General features: G+C 69.2%; 23 protein-coding genes. 6 read left to right on the top strand and 17 right to left on the bottom strand.

Annotation, left to right across the window (positions count from 1 at the left end):
* Positions 1-25: 25 nt before the first annotated feature.
* From NDW01_RS11270 to NDW01_RS11250, 5 genes are all read right to left on the bottom strand, one after another.
* Positions 26-988 (bottom strand): hypothetical protein, encoded by a 963-nt coding sequence (locus NDW01_RS11270; protein WP_252819586.1) that lies wholly within the window; start codon positions 986-988, stop codon positions 26-28.
* A gap of 38 nt (positions 989-1,026) precedes the next feature.
* Positions 1,027-1,446 (bottom strand): hypothetical protein, encoded by a 420-nt coding sequence (locus tag NDW01_RS11265; RefSeq protein ID WP_252819584.1) that lies wholly within the window; start codon positions 1,444-1,446, stop codon positions 1,027-1,029.
* A gap of 60 nt (positions 1,447-1,506) precedes the next feature.
* The gene (locus tag NDW01_RS11260) at positions 1,507-2,409 is read right to left on the bottom strand and encodes a hypothetical protein (RefSeq protein ID WP_252819583.1); all 903 of its coding nucleotides are present in this window, start codon (positions 2,407-2,409) and stop codon (positions 1,507-1,509) included.
* Positions 2,410-2,491: 82 nt separating this feature from the next.
* A complete protein-coding gene (locus NDW01_RS11255; protein ID WP_252819581.1) occupies positions 2,492-3,001 on the bottom strand; it encodes a hypothetical protein in 510 nt (169 codons plus the stop codon).
* Between the two features lie 197 nt (positions 3,002-3,198).
* Positions 3,199-3,633 carry a winged helix-turn-helix transcriptional regulator gene (locus NDW01_RS11250; protein ID WP_252819579.1) on the bottom strand — a complete coding sequence of 145 codons (435 nt, stop codon included), beginning with the start codon at positions 3,631-3,633 and terminating at the stop codon, positions 3,199-3,201.
* A 97-nt stretch (positions 3,634-3,730) separates the two neighbouring features.
* On the opposite strand from NDW01_RS11250, the gene NDW01_RS11245 reads away from it, so the two are divergent.
* Positions 3,731-4,609: an alpha/beta fold hydrolase gene (locus NDW01_RS11245; RefSeq protein ID WP_252819577.1), complete on the top strand. Its 879-nt coding sequence runs from the start codon at positions 3,731-3,733 to the stop codon at positions 4,607-4,609.
* Positions 4,610-4,665: 56 nt separating this feature from the next.
* On the opposite strand, the gene NDW01_RS11240 is transcribed toward NDW01_RS11245, so the two are convergent.
* From NDW01_RS11240 to NDW01_RS11220, 5 genes are all read right to left on the bottom strand, one after another.
* The gene (locus NDW01_RS11240) at positions 4,666-5,121 is read right to left on the bottom strand and encodes a phosphatase domain-containing protein (protein WP_252819574.1); all 456 of its coding nucleotides are present in this window, start codon (positions 5,119-5,121) and stop codon (positions 4,666-4,668) included.
* The gene (locus tag NDW01_RS11235) at positions 5,118-5,690 is read right to left on the bottom strand and encodes a CGNR zinc finger domain-containing protein (protein WP_252819572.1); all 573 of its coding nucleotides are present in this window, start codon (positions 5,688-5,690) and stop codon (positions 5,118-5,120) included. The genes NDW01_RS11240 and NDW01_RS11235 overlap by 4 nt, the downstream gene beginning before the upstream one ends.
* Before the next feature lie 394 nt (positions 5,691-6,084).
* A complete protein-coding gene (locus NDW01_RS11230) occupies positions 6,085-6,444 on the bottom strand; it encodes a DUF6086 family protein (protein WP_252819570.1) in 360 nt (119 codons plus the stop codon).
* A gap of 158 nt (positions 6,445-6,602) precedes the next feature.
* Positions 6,603-7,571, bottom strand: coding sequence for a hypothetical protein (locus tag NDW01_RS11225; RefSeq protein WP_252819568.1), 969 nt, complete (start codon positions 7,569-7,571; stop codon positions 6,603-6,605).
* A 17-nt stretch (positions 7,572-7,588) separates the two neighbouring features.
* Positions 7,589-7,951, bottom strand: a complete 363-nt coding sequence (locus NDW01_RS11220) for a DUF6317 family protein (RefSeq protein ID WP_252819565.1) — start codon at positions 7,949-7,951, stop codon at positions 7,589-7,591.
* 281 nt (positions 7,952-8,232) lie between these two features.
* Between NDW01_RS11220 and NDW01_RS11215 the strand changes: the two genes are divergently transcribed.
* Positions 8,233-8,934: a hypothetical protein gene (locus NDW01_RS11215; protein ID WP_252819563.1), complete on the top strand. Its 702-nt coding sequence runs from the start codon at positions 8,233-8,235 to the stop codon at positions 8,932-8,934.
* Positions 8,935-8,988: 54 nt separating this feature from the next.
* On the opposite strand, the gene NDW01_RS11210 is transcribed toward NDW01_RS11215, so the two are convergent.
* Positions 8,989-9,345 carry an SAV_915 family protein gene (locus tag NDW01_RS11210; protein WP_252819561.1) on the bottom strand — a complete coding sequence of 119 codons (357 nt, stop codon included), beginning with the start codon at positions 9,343-9,345 and terminating at the stop codon, positions 8,989-8,991.
* A gap of 448 nt (positions 9,346-9,793) precedes the next feature.
* Here NDW01_RS11210 and NDW01_RS11205 point away from each other — a divergent pair, with 448 nt between their 5' ends.
* From NDW01_RS11205 to NDW01_RS11190, 4 genes are all read left to right on the top strand, one after another.
* The gene (locus NDW01_RS11205) at positions 9,794-10,225 is read left to right on the top strand and encodes an SRPBCC domain-containing protein (protein WP_252819558.1); all 432 of its coding nucleotides are present in this window, start codon (positions 9,794-9,796) and stop codon (positions 10,223-10,225) included.
* Positions 10,215-10,544: an ArsR/SmtB family transcription factor gene (locus NDW01_RS11200; RefSeq protein WP_252819555.1), complete on the top strand. Its 330-nt coding sequence runs from the start codon at positions 10,215-10,217 to the stop codon at positions 10,542-10,544. Before NDW01_RS11205 ends, NDW01_RS11200 begins: the two co-directional genes overlap by 11 nt.
* A 92-nt stretch (positions 10,545-10,636) precedes the next feature.
* Positions 10,637-11,386: a DUF899 family protein gene (locus NDW01_RS11195; RefSeq protein WP_252819553.1), complete on the top strand. Its 750-nt coding sequence runs from the start codon at positions 10,637-10,639 to the stop codon at positions 11,384-11,386.
* 151 nt (positions 11,387-11,537) lie between these two features.
* Entirely contained in the window at positions 11,538-13,034 is a 1,497-nt protein-coding gene (locus NDW01_RS11190) for a glycoside hydrolase family 76 protein (RefSeq protein ID WP_252819551.1), read from the top strand.
* 32 nt (positions 13,035-13,066) lie between these two features.
* Here NDW01_RS11190 and NDW01_RS11185 read toward each other — a convergent pair whose 3' ends face one another.
* From NDW01_RS11185 to NDW01_RS11160, 6 genes are all read right to left on the bottom strand, one after another.
* Positions 13,067-13,543, bottom strand: a complete 477-nt coding sequence (locus NDW01_RS11185; RefSeq protein WP_252819548.1) for a hypothetical protein — start codon at positions 13,541-13,543, stop codon at positions 13,067-13,069.
* 10 nt (positions 13,544-13,553) lie between these two features.
* The gene (locus NDW01_RS11180; RefSeq protein WP_252819545.1) at positions 13,554-14,183 is read right to left on the bottom strand and encodes a thioredoxin family protein; all 630 of its coding nucleotides are present in this window, start codon (positions 14,181-14,183) and stop codon (positions 13,554-13,556) included.
* 39 nt (positions 14,184-14,222) lie between these two features.
* Positions 14,223-15,002 carry a helix-turn-helix transcriptional regulator gene (locus NDW01_RS11175; protein ID WP_252819543.1) on the bottom strand — a complete coding sequence of 260 codons (780 nt, stop codon included), beginning with the start codon at positions 15,000-15,002 and terminating at the stop codon, positions 14,223-14,225.
* Between the two features lie 16 nt (positions 15,003-15,018).
* Positions 15,019-15,951: an alpha/beta hydrolase gene (locus tag NDW01_RS11170; protein WP_252819541.1), complete on the bottom strand. Its 933-nt coding sequence runs from the start codon at positions 15,949-15,951 to the stop codon at positions 15,019-15,021.
* Between the two features lie 478 nt (positions 15,952-16,429).
* On the bottom strand, positions 16,430-16,918 hold the full coding sequence (locus tag NDW01_RS11165; protein WP_252819538.1) for a cupin domain-containing protein: 489 nt from the start codon (positions 16,916-16,918) through the stop codon (positions 16,430-16,432).
* 28 nt (positions 16,919-16,946) lie between these two features.
* Positions 16,947-18,347, bottom strand: a complete 1,401-nt coding sequence (locus NDW01_RS11160) for an MFS transporter (RefSeq protein ID WP_252819535.1) — start codon at positions 18,345-18,347, stop codon at positions 16,947-16,949.
* Positions 18,348-18,540 lie beyond the last annotated feature (193 nt).

Here is an 18,540-nt window from a genome sequence, read left to right as displayed (position 1 = left end):
CCGGCGGGCGGCCGCGGCTCGAACGTCACAGCGACGAGGGGCGGAAACCGCGCGGGCTGTCGGGGTTCTGGATCGCGGTCCTGAACCCTGGAGCGTCGTTCGGCGAGGGGATCTCCATGCGCTCCCCGACGCTGGAGACGTTGTCCGCCAGCGTGTTCGTCAACGAGGCCAGAGCGCGCTCCTGATCGGTTATCGCCTGCTTGACCTTGCCGATCGCGGTACGCATGTTGGCGAGAATCGCCAACGGGGTCGCGCCCGAAACCTTCGCCTTGTCCTCGCGTGACCCCGCTATCGCGGCATTGGTCACCGCATTGGCGAAGGAGAAAGCGGCCATCGCCGCCGCGAGCGCACCACCGGCGGTCAGCACCGAGGCCGCGGCCGTGCCGACGGTGATGGTCGCCGTGACGGCGGACGGGGAGCAGTTGCACATCGCCAGTTCCGCGTGGAGCGCCTTGATGGTCTTCTGACCGATCTCCCAGACGTCGGCGTTCGCACGGGCCCGGACCTCTTGATGCGCTTGCAGGATGAGCGCCAGCGACCTGGCCAGCGCGGCCTGTAGCGGAACCGCGGTGCCGATGTGGTTCACGAAGAACGTGTCGAACTGGATCCGCGCGTCACCGTGCCATTCCCGGAGGTGGGCGCCGATGTCGCTGGTACGCTCCGCGATCGATAGGCGGTCGGTCCAGCCTCCGGTGTGCTTGGGCAGCGGACTCAGGAGCTGTTTACCGGAGTCCCCGCTCTGCGGGTCCACTTTCACGGCGTTCGCAGGGTCGAGGTTGTCGGCCACGCTGAACAGGTCATCGACCGCCGACTGGGAGTTGGCCGGGTCGGTCATGCCGTACGAGGCGAACAGTTGAGGGACGTCCGCGTACTCGGTGTTCACCTGGTTCATCTCGGCCTGCCCCCTGTACGAGTCGAGGGTGGCGCTGTAATTGTGGTGGATCGCCTTGAGCGCGGCCGCCAGCACCTGCCGGCCGCACGCGCTCATCTCGTCAGCATGGTGATATGACACGCCGGACCTCTCCGTTACTTCTGAGTCATGATGACGCGGGGTGGCGGTGGGGGCAGCGTTTTGTCGGCAGGGATACTGAGGGCATCGTCGGGCGCTCCACTGCGCCACGCCTTCCGGACCTGCGCGGCGGCGTCGGCTTCCGCGGCCTCGTAATGGGCGGCGATGTGGATGATGGCGGTGCCCGCCTCCTCGAAGCTCTTGGCCGACCGGCCGAGGACATCCTGAAGTCGGTTGCGCAGCGCGGTCCACGGCGCGCGAAGCTCGTCCTGCCCTCCTCCGGTTGTGGGGCAGGGAGTGAACGCCGCGTTGTCGAAGCCGGCGGTGTCGGCCACGCGATTGTTCAACGTGGCATACGTCCAGGCCAGGTGTGGGAGGGTGACCCTTCCGGCCGCCAGCAACTGGTTGAGCTCAACTACGAAAAAGGGGTCTGTCATTGCGCCCTCGATTCCTGTCGGTGCGCTTGTTCGGGTGATGGGATCGCCGGATGCCGCCTGTCATGAAGTCGGCAGGCATGACGACGACGGGCTGTAGAACGGCAGGTCGGGCGTTACCGGGTCGGGCTCCAGGAGGACGTCGGTCCGCGACGGGTCGGTGTTCTCCGGAACCCATGCGTCGAAATGCACCCGCTGGCCGGGCTTTAGGTGAGCACTGATGCTCTGGCCGTTCGCGTCGAGCAGCCGCCCGGACGAGTCTCGGAGGATCACGGAGGCGCTGCGTCTTCCAGGCGAAGACTCGGTGGGACTCCACGTCACCTTGAAGGACACGTCGGCCATGCCGTTCGCCGCTGTTCGACTGCTATCGCGCTTCCCGATCGTGACGTCGGTGGCACTGGCGGCCGTCTGGTAGCCCGAGGTGGAAGGGTCGATCCAGCAGACTTCGCCCCCGAACGGCGCGGTGTCCAGTTGGACTTTCACGCTCGCGACCCCATCAGGTGCCTTCTGACGGTCGAAGTAGGTCCAGCCGGCGGCCCGCTGACCCGGCATTATCAGCGAAATGGTGAAGTGGGCCTGGACCGGTCGACCCCAGGACATCAGCTCGTGTCCCTGGCCATCCAATGCCGACACGACGAACCTGACATTGGTCGCGGTCCGTCGGCACGGATTCTCGAGGATCGCGCTGGCGAGGAACTGGTCGTTCAACTGGTCCCGCTCGCCGGCCGCGTAGTGGTCCTTGCGCGTGACCGCCGACTCGGCGACCCGCACCTCGCACGATGATTTGTGCGTCGACGGCTGCGCGCGCGGCGTGCGGTGATCCCCGGGATGGTGCGAGGACGTGCAGGCGGTCGCCATCATGATCAGTGCGCCGACCGCGACGATGCGAGGTGCCGGCCGAGCGCTTCGGCCGCCCATCGCACGGTCGGGCACAGCGGTGCGAAGCGGATCCCTGTGGTCGGCCACGATCGCCGCCTTCCCATCGTGTTTACCGTGGTGTGCATCGCTCCGGAGAGGCGGTCCGGCGGCGTGCGGTGTCGTCGATGCCCTAGCCGTAGTGCTCGTCCTTGAGCTTCCGGACCTCGGCTTGATGACGGGTCAGAACCTCACGGAACGCGGTGAGCAGGTCGGCCGTGAATGCCTCCTCGGGCACTCCCTGGATCGTGCCGTCCGCGATGCGTACACGCCAGCGCGCGAGCGCTTGACTGGCCACCGCGATCCGCCCGTCCGGCGATCTGGCGGCCGTCTTGATGCCGGCGAGACTCCGGCGGAACTCCCGGTCCTCGAGTCCATACTCGATGGCGTCGTCGTGCAGAACATCCGGGATCGCCGCGTCGATGAGCCTCGTCTGCGCGCGCACATATCCGGCCGTGACACGCATCGCCAGCCGGGAGAGCTCTTGCGCCAACGCGGTCTCGGAGTAATGCCGGTACCCACCCGGACGAAATGCGATTTCCATTTTCTCGCCTTGATCGCCGAAAGTGGCGCTTATCCGTCCGTCGGGCGACGTGGCGGTGACGGTCAGGGAGAGAAGTCCGCTCGCAAGGTCATCATTCATTACGCGTAGCCTCTCGGATCTGACCGCATGCCCGGACCTCGGCTCGCGCTCCCCGTCGCCGACCCAGGTAACCCCGTAGTTGACCGGCGGTAAGCCTAGGCCACCGGCAAGATGCAGATCAAGCTCTCGGGTGGGACCGGGTGATCGCGCAGTCGGGTGATTCGGACCCGCTAAAAGTCAATCGAATTCTGCGGGAACTACCCGTCGGTGCCGGCGGCCGTGGCTCCGCCGTCCATGTTGGCGCGGTCGATCTCCGCCATGTGCTCCTCGGCCCAGTTCCTGACCGCGGCCAGCACGGCCTCCAGCGACAGGCCCAGGTCTGTGAGCCGGTAGTGGACGCGCGGCGGCACGGTCGGCTCCACCCGGCGGACGACCAGGCCGTCGCGGGCCAGGCTCTGCAGGGTCGTGGACAGCATCTTCTGGGAGACGCCGGGCATCCGCCGCTGGAGTTCGGCGAAGCGCACCTCCTGCGGGGATGCTTCCGCCAGAACCTTGACGGCCATGGACGTCCACTTGGTGCCGATGCGGTCCAGCAGCCGACGGGTCGGACACCCGGGGTCGAAGAGGTCGCCGCGCGCTCCCTTCGGCGTACGGCCCGGAGGGTTCGGCGTACGGGCCGGGGAGGAGGTCACCCGGAGCTCACCACCTGTCGAGAAAGTGCCGTCTTGGAGTGAGATCACAGGTTACCTAATCTCCCTTTGTAACCATTGGTGACCACCTGGAGAGACCATGCCCGGCACAGCCCCCTCGCACCACTCCGCACCCGACCTCGTCCTGCGCCGGGTGCCGGTCAACGGCATTGAAGTGAACGTGGCGATCGCCGGGGACGGGCCCGCCGTCCTGCTGCTGCACGGCTTCCCGCACACCTGGCGGCTGTGGACCGACATCATCGCCGGCCTCTCCGGGCGGTACCGCGTCATCGCCCCGGACCTGCGGGGATTCGGCGCCAGCACGAGGGCGCCGGACGGCTACGACGCGGGCACCCTCGCCACCGACGCCGAACAACTCCTCGACGCCCTGGGCGAACCCACGGCGGCGGTCGTCGGCATCGACGCGGGCACCCCGCCGGCGTTCCTGCTCGGGATGCGGCGGCCCGACCGCGTACGACGGCTCGTCCTCATGGAGTCACTGCTGGGCCGGTTGCCCGGCGCCGAGGACTTCCTCGCCGGCGGGGCGCCGTGGTGGTTCGGCTTCCACGCGGTTCCGGGCCTCGCGGAGACGGTCCTGGCCGGACACGAAGCCGAGTACATCGACTGGTTCCTCGGCTCCAGCACCCGCGGACGCGGCGTGCCTCCTGCGATCCGGGACGCGTTCGTCAGCGCGTACACCGGGACCGACGCCCTGCGCTGCGCCTTCTCCTACTATCGAGCCCTGCCCACCAGCGCCCGGCAGATCCAGGACGCCGTCGACTCCCACCGGCTGACGGTGCCCACCATGGCCATCGGCGCCCATCCCGTCGGGGACGCACTCGAACGCCAGCTGCGGCCGGTCAGCGACGACCTCGTCGGCCACCTCATCGACGACTGCGGCCACATCATCCCGTTGGACCGCCCCGACGCCCTGCTCCCGCTGCTGACATCGTTCCTCGCCGCCGACCGGCACGCGTGACGTCCTCCGCGCACGTCGGTGGGGATCCGCGGCCGGGGCCGTGCCAGTGGGCTCCGTCAGCGGTCGGGGATGACGCGTGGGAAACGGGTCACCCAGCGGCGTTGCCAGGGGGTCTCCACGGCTTTGGGGTGGTGGTGTTCGCGGGTCCAGGTGACCGCGTCGGCCGGGTCCACTCCGGACAGGATGGCCAGGCAGGCGATGACCGTGCCGGTGCGGCCGACGCCGCCGCCGCACGCGACCTCGGCCAGCGCGCCGGCCCTCGCCTGTCCGTGCAGGTGGTGAATCTGCCGGACGGCCTCCTCGGAGTCGCGGGGCAGCAGGAAGTCGGGCCAGTCGATCCAGGTGTGGGACCAGGGCAACGCGGCCTCGTGGCGGCGGCGAAGCCGGTCGGATCCGAGGTAGAGGCCGACGTCGGGCGTGGGCCCTTCGGGCAGTGGGCGGCGCAGGCCACGGCCGCGGACGTAGGAGCCGTCGGGCAGGCGGACGCTACCGTGCAGCGGCGAGGTGCTCATCGGATCGGGGTCCCTTCGCGTTGGCGCGCGCGGTGGTTGGCGACGTTGACGCGGTTACCGCACAGGTCGGGCATGCAGTAGCGGCGGCGTCCGGCCCGGCTGATGTCGGCGAACACCCCTCGGCAGCCGGGAGCCGCGCAGGGACGGAAGCGCTCGTGCCCCAGCGTTCGTACGACCCCCAGGATGCCGATGGCGACGAGCGCGGCCAGTTCGTCCGCGAGGGAGGCCTCCGGCGTGGTGGGCACCCGCCATTCCCACCGCCCCTCGTCATCCAGCTCCAGGGTCGGAGGCAGCCCGGCACGCCGGATCAGCACGGTCGCACCGGCGACGGCCTGGTCGGCGGTCTCGGTCTCGATGATCCCCCGTACCTCGCGGCGCAGGAAGTGCACCTGGCGGACGTCCTCGTCGGTGGGAGGGTCGTCGCGTCGCAGCCGGTGCGCGGCGAGGAAGTCCGCCAGCGCACTCGGGCCGGGCAGCCCGTCTCCGTCGGCCCGCACGGTGGGTGAGGTGGCGACCAGGTCGTTCGCGACCGCCACGCCCCACGCGTAGTCGTCTATGGGGATCTTCACGCTGCCTCCCGAGTAATAGGTATAGCAGCTTTATAAGCCTTACATCTCTTTGGCGCGACCACCGCCACCTCGCCGTCGGGGATTTGCCGTGCCGGTGGGGACTGCCCCTAATGACGGGCAAGCCAACGGATCGCGCCGAGTATGTGAGGCTTGTCCGCAGGGTTGAGCCGTGCGGGGCGTCCGGCTGGTCGCACGGCAGTTGGTCCGAGAGAGGCGGACTCCGACAGGTGCGGGTCGACGGGTACGACCATTCGCATCGTCGTACGCCCGGTCCGCGGCGCCGGGTCGTTGTCCTTCGTCCTGTACGTCCACACCGGCCGGCCCGGCGCGCTGAGCGACACCGACATGGACAAGGTGGTGCGCAGCGTCCGGCTCGTCGAGTGAGCCCGCAGGTCTAGGAGGGCATCGCCTTGGCGTGCTCGGAGATGTCCTCGACGAACTCGCGCTCCTCGTCGTTGGACGGCGTCACCGGCCTGCCCGCCCGTGCCAGCAGGACGAGGGACGTGAGCAGCCAGCCGTGAAGCTGGCTGCGGTACACCCGGTTCGTGGAGTTGAAGTACTCCTTGTAGGCCACCTCGACCAGCGCGCCGAACGACTCGGGGTCGATCTCGAAGACGTCCTCGGCGATCGTCCTGACGCCGGTCGCCCGACCTCCGCCCGCCGCCAGGCACTTCGTCATCCCGACGTACAACCGGCCGGCCTCCGCGGACGGGGTCCAGACGCTCTCTTCCCCGACCCTGAACAGGCAGTTCACCGTGACCCCTCCGGAGACAGCGCGATCGAACTCTGATCGTTGACGGCCCCGTTGATGCCCGATCGAGCGCCGAGCATGCGTGACGTTCGAGGAACGTCGGTCGGTGGGTGCAAGCAGCGGCGAGCCGGGCGGCTACCGGGAGGTCTCGGCGTCCCGGCTCACTTCGGGGCCACGGCGAGCAGCAGGAGGATGTCGGTGATGACGGACCCGACCTTGCTGACGTTGTCGCCCGCCGTCCCGATCCCCTTCGCGAGGTCCGCGCCCTTCAGGCCCTTGATGCCGCCCACGATGTCGCTGATCGTCTTGACGTCGCTCCCGATCTTCTTGGCGTCGTCCACCGCACTGCTGAAGTCGCTCGCGCTGAGGTGCTTCACGCTGTTCGCGTAGGCCTTCTGAAGCTTGTCGACCTCTGCGGAGTCCTTCTCGATCTGGCTGGGCGCCAGAAGGCCGCCTGAGTCGTACTCGTCCTTCTTCAGATACCAGGTGAGGGCTTTGGACAGCGGCGCGCAGAGCGTCGCGAGCTCGGTCGTGGCATTCTTGCGGATGCGCTCTGCCTGGTCGAGTGACTTGGTGTAGAGCTGGCGCAGTCCTGCGGCGTACTTCGGCGCCGCTGCGTTGTCGCCTGGTTTCGCGATGACGAAACCCCCGGCGGGGTTGCTCAGGGCGATCAGACCGCTGTTCGCCTCCGTGGTGGACTGGGTCCACTGCAGGTAACCCTTGCTCAGTCCCCGCTGCAGGGCCTGCTCGATGACGAACTCCAACTTCGCCAGGCGAAGCCCGAGCTGATCGATGACCTTCGCGATCTCGCAGATCTCGCGAGCGAAGCCGTTCGTGAGGATCGCGTCCTGACCGAACGTGTTCCGAAAGACGATCGCCGTATCGCTGTCCCAGGATCCGCCATCGCCGATGAGCTTCTCGACGTGATCGGCGAGCGCCTTCACCTCATGGTCGCACTGCCATGCGAACCAGTAGAGGTCGTCGGACAGGTGGCGGAGCCCGACGAAGTCTCCGGCGATGAACTTGTAAGAGCAGGGTGGAAGCTGCTCGCGGTATTTGGGAACGCTGTCCTTGACGTCCGAGAGGCGTTGAAGGTTCTTGTGTGGATCTTTGAGCGGGTTCTGAGACACCGGGCACGCAACCTCTCTCAGTCAGGGATCGGCGACTTGAAGTCCTTGGGCGGCAGGTATTTCGCCGTGGTCAGGTCCTGCAAGACGCCGTTGACCGTCTCCACCTTCGTAAGGGTGTCCGCCTCCATGCGCTGATAGCGGTCGGCCGCGATCCCCAGCTTTCCGCCGTGCTGTGCCATCGCCTGGGCAAGGATGTGGTGGAATTCGCCGATCGTCCGAACGGTGACGTCAATCATTCGATCGACCTCTTCGTTTCCGCCAGATGGTCGAGCGAACCCGCCGGTCGGCATGTGGTTCTCGAGCTCTTCCGCGGTATTGCTGAACGCTTTTTTCGCGCTGAGGAGATCCTCGACGAACACTCGAAGGCTTGCCTGGTCCATTTAATCTCCCGTGTTCGCGATGCTGAAGAACTCACCGCTCAACTGTCATTCTGAAACACAGGTGTGCCAGCGTAGACGAACTGTCAGAGTAACCCGAGCTGGTGACTGACTGCAACTGAGCTTCTAACAATCGGGTATACGTCGGCGGCGGCTGTACGGGGACGGTCTGAGCAGGCTTTCATAGAGCCATGGCGGATGACGACACCCCATCGCAGACATCGACTCAGCCTGGTGAGGGAACAGCGGACGCGGATGGCTCGGCTCGTCGCCCGCGGTCGAGGATGGCGATCGTCCTCGCGCTCGTGGCGGTCGTGCTGCTTTTGGTGGCCGTCGCCTCGATCTGGGTCTTCGGAGGAGGCGGCACAGGATCGAAGGCCGAGCCGTCGCCGCACGCCACCGAGAGTGGCCGGCTGCCTCCGGCCGAGGCGGTGGCCGATCGGGACGGTGTGATCCGCGAGTTGCCGTACATCTGTGGCGCTTTCCGTGGGGGCCTTCCACCCCTGGCGCGTTCGATGGAGTTCACCTACTCGTACGGCAAGTACAGCCCGGCTGAGCTCCCCGGGACGCAAGGTGGCACTTACCAGACCTGCACGGGCAACCCTCCACTCGGCCAGGCGTACGACCGTGGTCTCGATGCCAACGCCACGCAGTTCGCGACGGTCGAAGAGGCCAAGAAAATATTCGAGCGCCGTCTCATCTCGGATGCCAAAGGCGGTAAGTCCACGGTGAACGCGGGAGCGGTGGGGCCTCCCGAGAAGGTGTCCGGCCTTGGCGACCAGGCCTATACGATGCGCTTCGAGTCGAATGGCGCTCAGATCAACCTGCGGGTACGCAATGTGATCATCTGGCTGGAATGGACGGGCTCCAGTGGCCCGCGCGCGGTGAGTCCGCCGCCCAATCAGAAAGGCCTGTCCTACGAGCAGGCACGGCAGGAGGCGTTCCCTCTCACGCGGGCTCTCCTCGCGCGTTTTCCCAGTCGATAAAACGTGTTCGTCGCCCGATCCGGTCACGTGCGGCGGGTGGACGTCACGGAGCGCTCACTCGTCTGAGCTCTCCCACCCGGCGACGTCCGTCTCGGTCCAGCGCTCGGCGCCGTCCGCCAGCACCGGGTTCACTACGACCGGGACCTTCTGCTCGACCTGGGACAGCTGCACCAGAAGGTCGAGCACTGCGATCCGTGCCCAGGGTTGGTGCTCCCCGAGTTGAGCGATGAGCTGCTGCAGATCGGTGTAGACGGCCAGTCCCGCCGAACCATCGTCGAGCCTGCGGAGCTCGAACGAGATGGGCTGCGGCGCGGTGCTTCCGGTGTCGCGGTAAGGCTTGGTCGGCACATAGACGAAGGCGATTTCGGGCGCTGTGTCCTGGCGCTCTTCAGTCACATCTTCGGAATCCACAGCGGCCTCATCCTGATGACTGGACGGCTCTGTCGACTCGGGTGGTGGAGGTGTGTCTTCGCGAGGTCGGTCGTCGTTGCGCGGAGGTGTCGGATGAATGACCGTACCGAGTAGGTCACTGAGAGATTTCTCGCCGTCCACCGCTGCCTTCGCCTCTCTCCCGTTCCGTTCGAGTGCCGATGTTACCGTCAGCGCCCAGTTCTTTGCATTACGGATATCACCCCGCGAATCGGTGCATCCCTAATAAGAGTTACCAGCATCCCTTCTTGGCTGCCGCGCTGACCACCTGGCCGTCGAGCGCGGCGGACCTCGCGGACCGGAGACCCTTCGCGGCGAGCCGCACCGCCAAGTCCGGCGGCATTCCAGGCTTGGTCAGAAGGTTGATGCAACCGATCGGTTGCGACTAGTGTGGCAACCGATCGGTTGCAACTCGTCTGAGGAGGCTGTCGTGGGTTTTCCTGACCGCATCGAGCGGACCGTCGAGGTCACCGCCCCGCCGAGCAAGGTATGGGCGGCGCTCACCACCGCCGAGGGGCTGGCCTCCTGGTTCGGCGACGGGGCGACCATCGACCTGCGCCCGGGCGGCGCGGCGCGGATGACGTGGGCCGGCGGTCAATCCGTCGACATGCGGGTCGAACGGGTCGAGGAGCCGACGGTGTTCGGGTTCACCTGGCAGATCCAGGAACTGCCGAAGGACGATCCACGCCGCACGTACGTCGAGTTCACCCTCGAACCGCTCGGCGCGGGCACCCGGCTCACCGTGGTCGAGACCGGCTTCGCCCAGCTCCCCGAGGACGTCCACCGCAAGGAGTACGACGCCCACACCCAGGGCTGGGCGAGCGAACTCGGCGAGCTGGTCGCCCACCTTGATGCCGCCTGACATCGAAGCGGTCGCCGAGCAGGTCTTCGTCGCCCTGGCCGACCCGACCCGGCGCGCCATCCTGGCCGAGCTGGCCTCGACGGGCCCGGCCACGGCCACCGACCTGGCCGCCCGGCTGCCCATCACGCGTCAGGCGGTCGCCAAGCACCTGGCCCTGCTCACCGACGCCGGCCTGGTCACGGCCGAGCCGGGGGAGCGGCGCCGGGTGCGGTACCGGCTCCGCTCCGAGCCGATGCGGGTGGCGCAGCAGTTCCTGGCGGCCCTCGCCCGCGACTGGGACGGCCGGCTCGACGCGTTGAAGAACCACCTCGACCAGTGATCCCCGCCCGGTGACGACGACCGGAGCGGGAGACGAACGAACGAATCGACGGAGACGCCGCCGCCCACCGCGGCGGCGTTCGGAGGCGCTCAATGAACGACGACTCGACGAACGCGGGCCTGCCGGCGGTGGTCGACCGGGCCACCTGGCAGGCCGAACTGGACGCGCTGCGGGTACGGGAGAAGGCCCATACCCGTGAGGGTGACGCGATCGCGGCGGCCCGCCGCCGGCTGCCGATGGTGGAGGTGGACTCCACCATCCCGCTCATCGGCCCGCACGGGCCGGTCACGCTGCTGGACGCCTTCGAGGGCCGCCGGCAGCTGATCGCCTACTTCCACATGTGGCACACCGGCCATCCCGCCGCCGAGCAGTGCGAGGGCTGCACGTTCTACAACGGGCAGGTTCGCGAGCTGTCCTACCTGCACTCCCGCGACGTCACGTACGCCACCTTCTGCCAGGGCCCGTACGAGGAGAGCGTCCGCTACCGGGACTTCATGGGCTGGGACGTGCCCTGGTACTCCGTGCGTGACTCCGCCGACCGTCTGCTCCCCGGACGCCAGGTCGGAATGTTCCACCTGGTCTGCTACCTGCGCGACGGCGACCGCGTCTTCGAGACCTACTGGACCAACGGCCGCGGCGTCGAGGTGATGGACTACAGCTACGGGCTCCTGGACCTGACCGCGTACGGCCGGCAGGAGACCTGGGAGGACTCGCCCGCCGGCCGGCCGCAGAAGTGGGACGCCGCCACCGGTGACACGGTCCGCACCGACGGACGTCCCACCGCCCAGTGGTCCCGCCTGGAGTCCGGCCGTTCCGACGACCTGGGCGCCACCGGGGGCTGAGCCCCTGCCGGCTCGTACGGCCCGGGTGGTCACGGAACCGGCGGAAGGCGCCGGCCCATCCCTTCGTCACCGGCTCTCATCCGATGCCGGTCGCAGCCTCGTAGCGTCGTTGACCATTGACGTGACCGTCTGTGCGGATCAATAGTCGGTCATGTCGTCCTCCCGCCCCGCTCCAGGCCGACGGAGCCCCGCCCGCCCATCGATTCGCCGGTTCATCCGCCTCCTGACGACCGCCTCTCTCCTCGCCGCCGCCGCGCTCCCCGCATTCGCCGGTACGAGCGCGGCCGCCGCGTCCATCTGCGACAAGTACTGCGACGGCCGCGACCCGGCCCAGACCGCCGGCGACCGTACGCCCGTCCAGGCCACCATCTACTCGCGGCAGATCACCCTCCACTTCGACGACCCCGACGACATGGCCTGGGCGAGCATCGACAACGGCAACCCGGCCGACGAGGTGTGGCTGGACCGTTCATTCGACGGCGGGGGGAGCTGGAGCCAGGGCAGCAAGCTCGGCGACACCACCGTCCCGAGCGGCAGCCGCGGCTGGCGCACCCTCATGTACAACGTCGACGACTGGAACAACCGCGGCGTCGGCGCCGTACGCGCCTGCGGCAAGGCCGGCGACCGCGCCGAGATCGCCTGCACCCCCTGGGCCCGTACGACCTGGAACGCCGGCAGCCGCTCCACCGCGGCGGCGACCGCGCTGATGATGTACTACAACAACGGCACCGGCCTGTGGAACACCACCAACTGGTGGAACTCCGCCAACGCGCTGACCGCCATCATCGACAACGTCCGGGTCAGCGGAATGGGCAGCTACAAGTACGCGGTCGCCACCACGTACGACGACAACCTGTCCGCCCAGGGCGGCCAGTTCCGCAACGACTACATGGACGACACCGGCTGGTGGGGTCTGACCTGGGTCGACGCGTACGACCTGACCGGCGACAGCCGCTACCTGAACACCGCCAAGACCGACGCCGACTGGATGACCTCCTACGGCGACGGCACCTGCGGCGGCGGCGTCTGGTGGCGCACCCAGCGCGACTACAAGAACGCCATCACCAACGAGCTGTACCTTCAGCTCACCGCCGCCCTGCACAACCGCATCCCCGGCGACACGAAGTACCTCACCCAGGCGAAGAACGAATGGTCCTGGTTCAAGGCCTCCGGGATGATCAACTCATCCCATCTGATCAACGACGGCCTGACCACGTCGACGTGCAAGAACAACGGCCAGCCGGTCTACACCTACAACCAGGGCGTCATCCTGAACGGCCTCACCGAGCTGTACCGCGCCACCGGCGACGCCGGCGTGCTCACCGACGCCCGTACGCTCGCGGGCGCCTCCACGACCGACCCGACCCTCAACCCGAACGGCATCCTCGCCGACCCGGGCGAACCCCAGTCCAACGGCGGAGCGGACGGCCCGTCGTTCAAGGGCGTGTACGCCCGGGGCCTGGCCGCCCTGAACAAGACGCTGAGCGACCACCCCTACACGGCCTACCTGACCCGCCAGGCGAACTCGGCGTACGCCTACGACCGCAACCCTCTGGACCAGTACGGCTACCACTGGGCCGGCCCGCTCGACTCCACCGACGCCGCCCGCCAGCAGAGCGCCCTGGACCTGATGAACGCCGCCGGGTGACGGAACCCGGCGTCCGCCGGTCCGGCCGCGGCTCAGCGGAGACGGATCACCGTCCGGTGATCGATGACCGGCGCCAGGCACGTGACGGCGCTGCACGCCCCGTACGACACCACGACGTCCGCGGTCCTGCCGGTACGGCGGACGGGGAGCGTCACGGTGACCGGACCGTCCGGGTAGACCGGGAGTCGTACACCGAGAGCCGGCAGGCTCAGCGTCCGCGGGGTCTCGTTCGCCGTCGCCGTCCCCGTGGCGACCAGCCCGCCGCGAACGCGCAGGCTGGTGGGCACGCCAAGGCCATCGATGCCGCCCTGGGGAAGGCCGATGCTGTAAAGGTGGAACCCGGCTCGGGTGGGCCGGTAGACCCCCCTCACGGTCGTCCGGGAGACCGCGAGCGTCACCTCGACGCCGCTGCTCGCGAAACGAACCGTCGTCGTCCGTGCCGGCGCGTGGCCGCATCCGGTGAGCAGCAACGACGCCGCCGCGCACACCGCCGGCAGGCGGCCTCGCACGGGTGGCGCCTCAGCCACGCGCCGGCCGGAGTGCCCGGCCCATCGCGGAAGGAGCAGCCGTCGGCTCGTCTTGTGCCGCGTAGCGCTTCAGCCACGCGGCGAGCGCTCTGGTCGGAATGCCCGGGTCGTTGGGGAAGGGACGACCGTCGATCTCGGCTCGCCTCCGGCCGTCGGGCTGGAGGATGAGAAGCGCCGGGATGCCGGTGGCATTCAGGTCGAGCCGGTATCTGCGCGCCACGTCCATATTGCGGTTGAACCTGCCGACGTCGACCGTCACAACGTGATAGCCGGCGAGTACGCGGTGCACGTCCTTGGCGCGGAACTCGTGCTCGACGACCTTGCAGTTCGGGCACCAGTCCGCGCTGAAGTCCAGCAGGATCGGCCGCTTGTCGATCCCGGAGCGCGCCAGCGCGGCCGTGATCTCGGCCTTCGGGTGCGGGTGCCGGGAGAACCCGTCCCCGTAGACCTCCGGAGGGAACGTCGACGGAGCCGGCGAGGGGGTCGCGGACGCCGGAGGGGAACCGGCGGAGAGGGCGGCGGCAGGACGTGAGCCGCGTGAACTCGCAGCCACGCCGTTGCCACCGCAGGCGGCGGTGGTCGCCGCGAGGACGGCGAGTACGAGGGGGAACTTCCGCGGCACGTATGCTCCCGGACGTCGGAGACAGGGCAATGGTGATCATTATGGTGCCGAGGTCCGACACGGCCGTCCGCTCGACTCCGTACCTCGTCGGTTCGTCCCTTCCCCGGAGGTCGTGAGTGGGGCCAGTGCCGCGGGTCGTACCGCGTCGGCGCCGGCGGAGCCGAGCAGGAGTTCGGTCAGGTCGTGGGGCCGTGCCCGGTCACCCGTGAGAGCCGCCGCCGTGATCCGGTCGAGCCGGAAGCCCCGGCCGGCGCGGCGGGTGCGGCACCAGGCGATGAGGTACCAGCGGCCGTCGGCGGTGAGCAGCCCGGCCGGTTCCACGACACGGTCGCTCGCGTTCCCCGCCGCGTCGGTGTAGGACAGCCGCAGCACCATCGCGTCGGCGAGCGCCCGCTCCACCACGCTACGGACCGCGGCGTCGCCGCGCGTCGGCACGGTGACGATCCGGGCGGCGAGTCTTCGGGCCGCCGCCGATGCCGGCCCGGTCATCGACGCCGCGATCTTCTGAGCCGCCGTACGGGCCGCGCCGGCGTAGGGAGTGGAGGCGTCGGACGCGGCGAGCACGGCGGTCAGCGCCGAGGCCTCCTCGGCGGTGAGGTGGATCGGCGGCAGAGTCATCTCCGGGTCGATCGACCAGCCTCCGCCTCGCCCGGGTACGCAGCGCACCGGGACACCGGCCTCCATCAGCGCCTGGAGGTCGCGCTGGACCGTACGCGCGCTGACCTCGAACCGCGCGGCGAGCGCCGTGACCGTCAGCGGCCGCCGCCTCGCCGCGCGCAGCTCCTCCACCAGCGCGTACAGCCGCGCGGTTCGGTTCATGCGGCCGACGCTACCCTCACGCGGACGCCAGGAAGTCCTGCTGCCGCCGCAGCTCCCGCTCGGTGACGGTCAGGGGGAACAGGGTGAAGCCGTGCATCGCGCCGGCGACGATCCCGAGCCGCACGGGCGCACCCGCCGCCTGCCACCGCGCGGCCAGGAACAGCGAGTCGTCCAGCAGCGGATCCTCGGTGCCGACGACGATCCGGGCCGGCGGCATCCCGTTCAGGTTCGCGTACAGGGGCGAGATCTCCGGGTCGCGGCGCTGTTCTTCGCTCAGCCCCGGCGTGAACAGTTCATAACCGCCCTGAAGGGAGTCGGTGTTGCTCAGCAGTCGCCGGGCGCCGAACCTCCGCTGGCTCGGTGTCATCGACAGGTCGTACGGGCCGAACAGCAGGTGGGCCGCCCGGAACGCGCCGGTGACGCCGTGCCGGTCGCGAAGGCGCAGCAGGGTCAGCATGCTGAGGTGGGCACCGGCCGATTCGCCGCCGATCATCAGCCGTTCGGAACCGAACTCGGCCGCGGCGTGTTCCACCAGCCATCGGGCGGCCGCCTCGCAGTCGTCGGGCCCGGCGGGGAAGGGGTGTTCCGGCGCGAGGCGGTAGTCCACGCTCACCACGGCCAGCCGCGCCTGCTCGGCGAGTCGCCAGAGCCGTTCGTCCTGCCCGTCCGCGGATCCGAACGCCCAGCCGCCTCCGTGGATGTGCAGGTAGACACCGTCGACGCGCTCCGGTGCGAAGATTCGTACCTTCACTCCGCCTTCGACGACGCGGTCCCGGCCCTGCGGCAGTCGCACCGGTGGGGTGTCGCCGGCGAGCCGGTTGCGCCGCAGGTATGCCAGCGTGGCCGCGTCCGGTGCGCGTCCGCGAGCGGGACGGCTCGCGGCGGCGGCCTCGAACTGCTCGTTGAACGCCAGGGTCTCGCGCAGGCAATCTTCATCTGTGATCGTCATGCCGTCGAGAGTCGCAGCCGCCCGCGACAACACCCTGTCACCCTTTCTTCGTGAGCCGCGTCACGATCGGCCGGCGTCGCACGCATCCCGTGGGCCACCCCGCCGGGTGCGAAGACCACCGCTCCGGTACCCGTCCGGCAGCCACTCGCCGGCGACGTGGGAGTCATGGTGGCCGTCGCGGTGGTCACAGACTCGCGGCGAGTGCCCGTGCTCCCCGTACCGCGAGGGCGACGCTCGTCAGCGTGGGGTTGCAGGCGTTGGCGGTGGGATCAGACCGTTACCGGCGAGGACCAGGCCGCTCATGCCCCGGGGACGGGAGTAGGAGTCGCAGACGCTGGTGCCGTCATCGGCGGGGCTCCGCATCGTCCCGTTCGGTGAGCTCGTAGGCGATCCGGATGCCGGGCAGGCCGGCGTCTCCCACTCGGCGGGGTCGATGAAGGCGATGCGTTCGGTGCCGGTCGGCCGGGGGTGGCACAGGTCAGCGCTCCGGAAGCGGCCCGATCAGCTCGATGCTGTACTCGGCCCCCAGCGCCCGAATCCGCTCCGGCGTCACCGCGTCCGCCTCGATCGCGCGATGGACGTCGCGGAAGAAGCCCTCCGGGCCGCCGGGGATGATCGCCGTCAGCTTGCGCCCGCCCGCCGGTCCGGCACGCAGCCCGTGGACCAGCCCGCCGGGTACGAAGACCACCGCTCCGGCGCCGGCCGGCAGCCACTCGCCGGCGACGTAGAAGTCGTAGTGCCCGTCGAGGATGTACCAGAGTTCGGCGACGTCGTGCCGGTGCAGGGGCGTGGCGAACCCGGGCGCGTCGACGCCCTCCAGCAGCCCGAGCCCGCCCCCGGTGGACTCCGCGGACGCCTTGATCCTCATCGCCGAGTCTTCGGACGCCGCCGCCGGCTCTCCCTCGCCCGCGGCCAGAACATACGGGCGCAGCGGCCGGCCCGTCGTCCCGTTCTCGTATATCCGCACAAAACGATCTTGACACGTTCCGGCTCGCTTATTGATCTTGAGTGTGAGGGCGGCGGCCGGTGGGCACCGACGCCGGGCGCGCGGCCCTCTCGAGGCTGCGGCCGGTGCTGCGCGGCCCGAGCACCGCGACGTCCAGGCACAGCAGCACCAGGACGACCGCCGAACCGGTGAAGACCACCCCCGCGCCAAGGCTCTGCAGCGCGTGAAGTGCGACGAACGGCAGGATCGCCGACGTGGCCCGGGACAGGGAGTAGGCGACGCTGATGGCGCTGCTGCGGATGCCCGTCGGGAAGATCTCCGCCTGGTAGGAGTGGAAGGCGTTGGAGAAGACGTTCGACGCACAGGTCAGCACGAACCCGCCGACCACGATGAGCGCGGTGGCGCGACCGTACCCGAACACCAGTCCGGCCGCGGCCATGACCAGCGCCGAGCCGATGATCAGCGCCTTGCGTTCGACCCGTTCGATGACGGGGATGGACAGCGCCGAGCCGACGGGATAGCCGATGAAGCTGACGGCCGCGTACCCCAGGGACTGCACGACGTCGAACCCCTTGGCGTGCAGGACCACCGGTGCGAGCGATCCGAACCCGTAGTAGCCCACGGTCTGCAGCACCTGGAAGATCCACAGCATGACCGTGCGGCGGCGGTACTCGCCGGCGAAGATCTCGGCGACGCCGGCCCGCGCGGCGGGCGCGTCCGCGTCCGGGTCCGCCGTCACCTGCGGCAGCGGGCCGTCCGCGGTGGCCTCGACGCGAGCGACGATCTCCTGGGCCTCGGCCGTACGGCCCTGGGCGACGAGCCAGCGCGGCGACTCCGGCAGCCGACCGCGCAGCACCCACACGATCAGCGCGCCGAGCGCGCCGACGACCAGCAGCCAGCGCCAGCCGTCGATGAGCAGATGCCGCCCGGCGACGAACCGGCCGCCGAGGAACGCGGCGACGGGCACCCCGCAGAAGCCGATGGTGTACGCCCAGGCGAGATAGCGGCCGCGGCCCCCGCGCGGCATGAACTCGCTGACGTACGTGTCGACCAGCGTCAGTTCGGCACCGAGCGCCAGACCGCCGAGGAACCGCAGGATCAGGAAGGCTCCAAGATCGGGCGCGAAGGCGGTGAGCAGGGAGAGCAGCGAGTACAGACCGAGGTTGACCAGGAACATCCGCCGCCGGCCGAACCGGTCCGCGGCGACACCCAGGCCGATCGCACCGACGAACATCCCGGCGAAACCCGACGCGATGACCAGAGACTTGCCGTCGGTGCCCAGGTGCCACTGCTCGGTCAGCACGGCTCCCAGCACGCCGCCGAGGAACACCTCGTACAGGTCGAAGAAGGTGCCCAGGCCCACCACGACGATCAGCATCCAGTGCCATCGCGTCACCGGCAGCCGATCGAGCCGCGCGGCGATGGAACGAGCGTCCGCGTCCAAAACCACGGGAGGACTCCTCACATGTCGGGGGCGGGCGCATGAAACCACCCTGCGCGACGCCGACGCCACGGTCCGTCCACCATCTGAGACGCACGACGACGTCACTCACCGACCGGGCGTCCCACCGCCCCGGCCGATGACCAGGCCGACGAACGGCGGACTCGGTGATCTCGCCGCTCACCTGCGCCGTCCACGACGC

The sequence above is a fragment of the Actinoallomurus soli genome (assembly GCF_024055715.1).
Lineage (GTDB): Bacteria > Actinomycetota > Actinomycetes > Streptosporangiales > Streptosporangiaceae > Actinoallomurus > Actinoallomurus soli.
The sequence above is the reverse complement of the archived record's forward strand: the minus strand, read 5'-3'. Positions and strand labels throughout refer to the sequence as shown.

Coding starts and splice junctions, on each gene's coding strand:
- NDW01_RS11270 (WP_252819586.1), bottom strand. CDS start 988: ATGAGCGCGTGCGGCCGGCAGGTGCTGGCGGCCGCGCTCAAGGCGATC.
- NDW01_RS11265 (WP_252819584.1), bottom strand. CDS start 1,446: ATGACAGACCCCTTTTTCGTAGTTGAGCTCAACCAGTTGCTGGCGGCC.
- NDW01_RS11255 (WP_252819581.1), bottom strand. CDS start 3,001: ATGAATGATGACCTTGCGAGCGGACTTCTCTCCCTGACCGTCACCGCC.
- NDW01_RS11245 (WP_252819577.1), top strand. CDS start 3,731: ATGCCCGGCACAGCCCCCTCGCACCACTCCGCACCCGACCTCGTCCTG.
- NDW01_RS11240 (WP_252819574.1), bottom strand. CDS start 5,121: ATGAGCACCTCGCCGCTGCACGGTAGCGTCCGCCTGCCCGACGGCTCC.
- NDW01_RS11220 (WP_252819565.1), bottom strand. CDS start 7,951: ATGGACCAGGCAAGCCTTCGAGTGTTCGTCGAGGATCTCCTCAGCGCG.
- NDW01_RS11215 (WP_252819563.1), top strand. CDS start 8,233: ATGGCGATCGTCCTCGCGCTCGTGGCGGTCGTGCTGCTTTTGGTGGCC.
- NDW01_RS11200 (WP_252819555.1), top strand. CDS start 10,215: ATGCCGCCTGACATCGAAGCGGTCGCCGAGCAGGTCTTCGTCGCCCTG.
- NDW01_RS11195 (WP_252819553.1), top strand. CDS start 10,637: ATGAACGACGACTCGACGAACGCGGGCCTGCCGGCGGTGGTCGACCGG.
- NDW01_RS11190 (WP_252819551.1), top strand. CDS start 11,538: ATGTCGTCCTCCCGCCCCGCTCCAGGCCGACGGAGCCCCGCCCGCCCA.
- NDW01_RS11175 (WP_252819543.1), bottom strand. CDS start 15,002: ATGAACCGAACCGCGCGGCTGTACGCGCTGGTGGAGGAGCTGCGCGCG.
- NDW01_RS11170 (WP_252819541.1), bottom strand. CDS start 15,951: ATGACGATCACAGATGAAGATTGCCTGCGCGAGACCCTGGCGTTCAAC.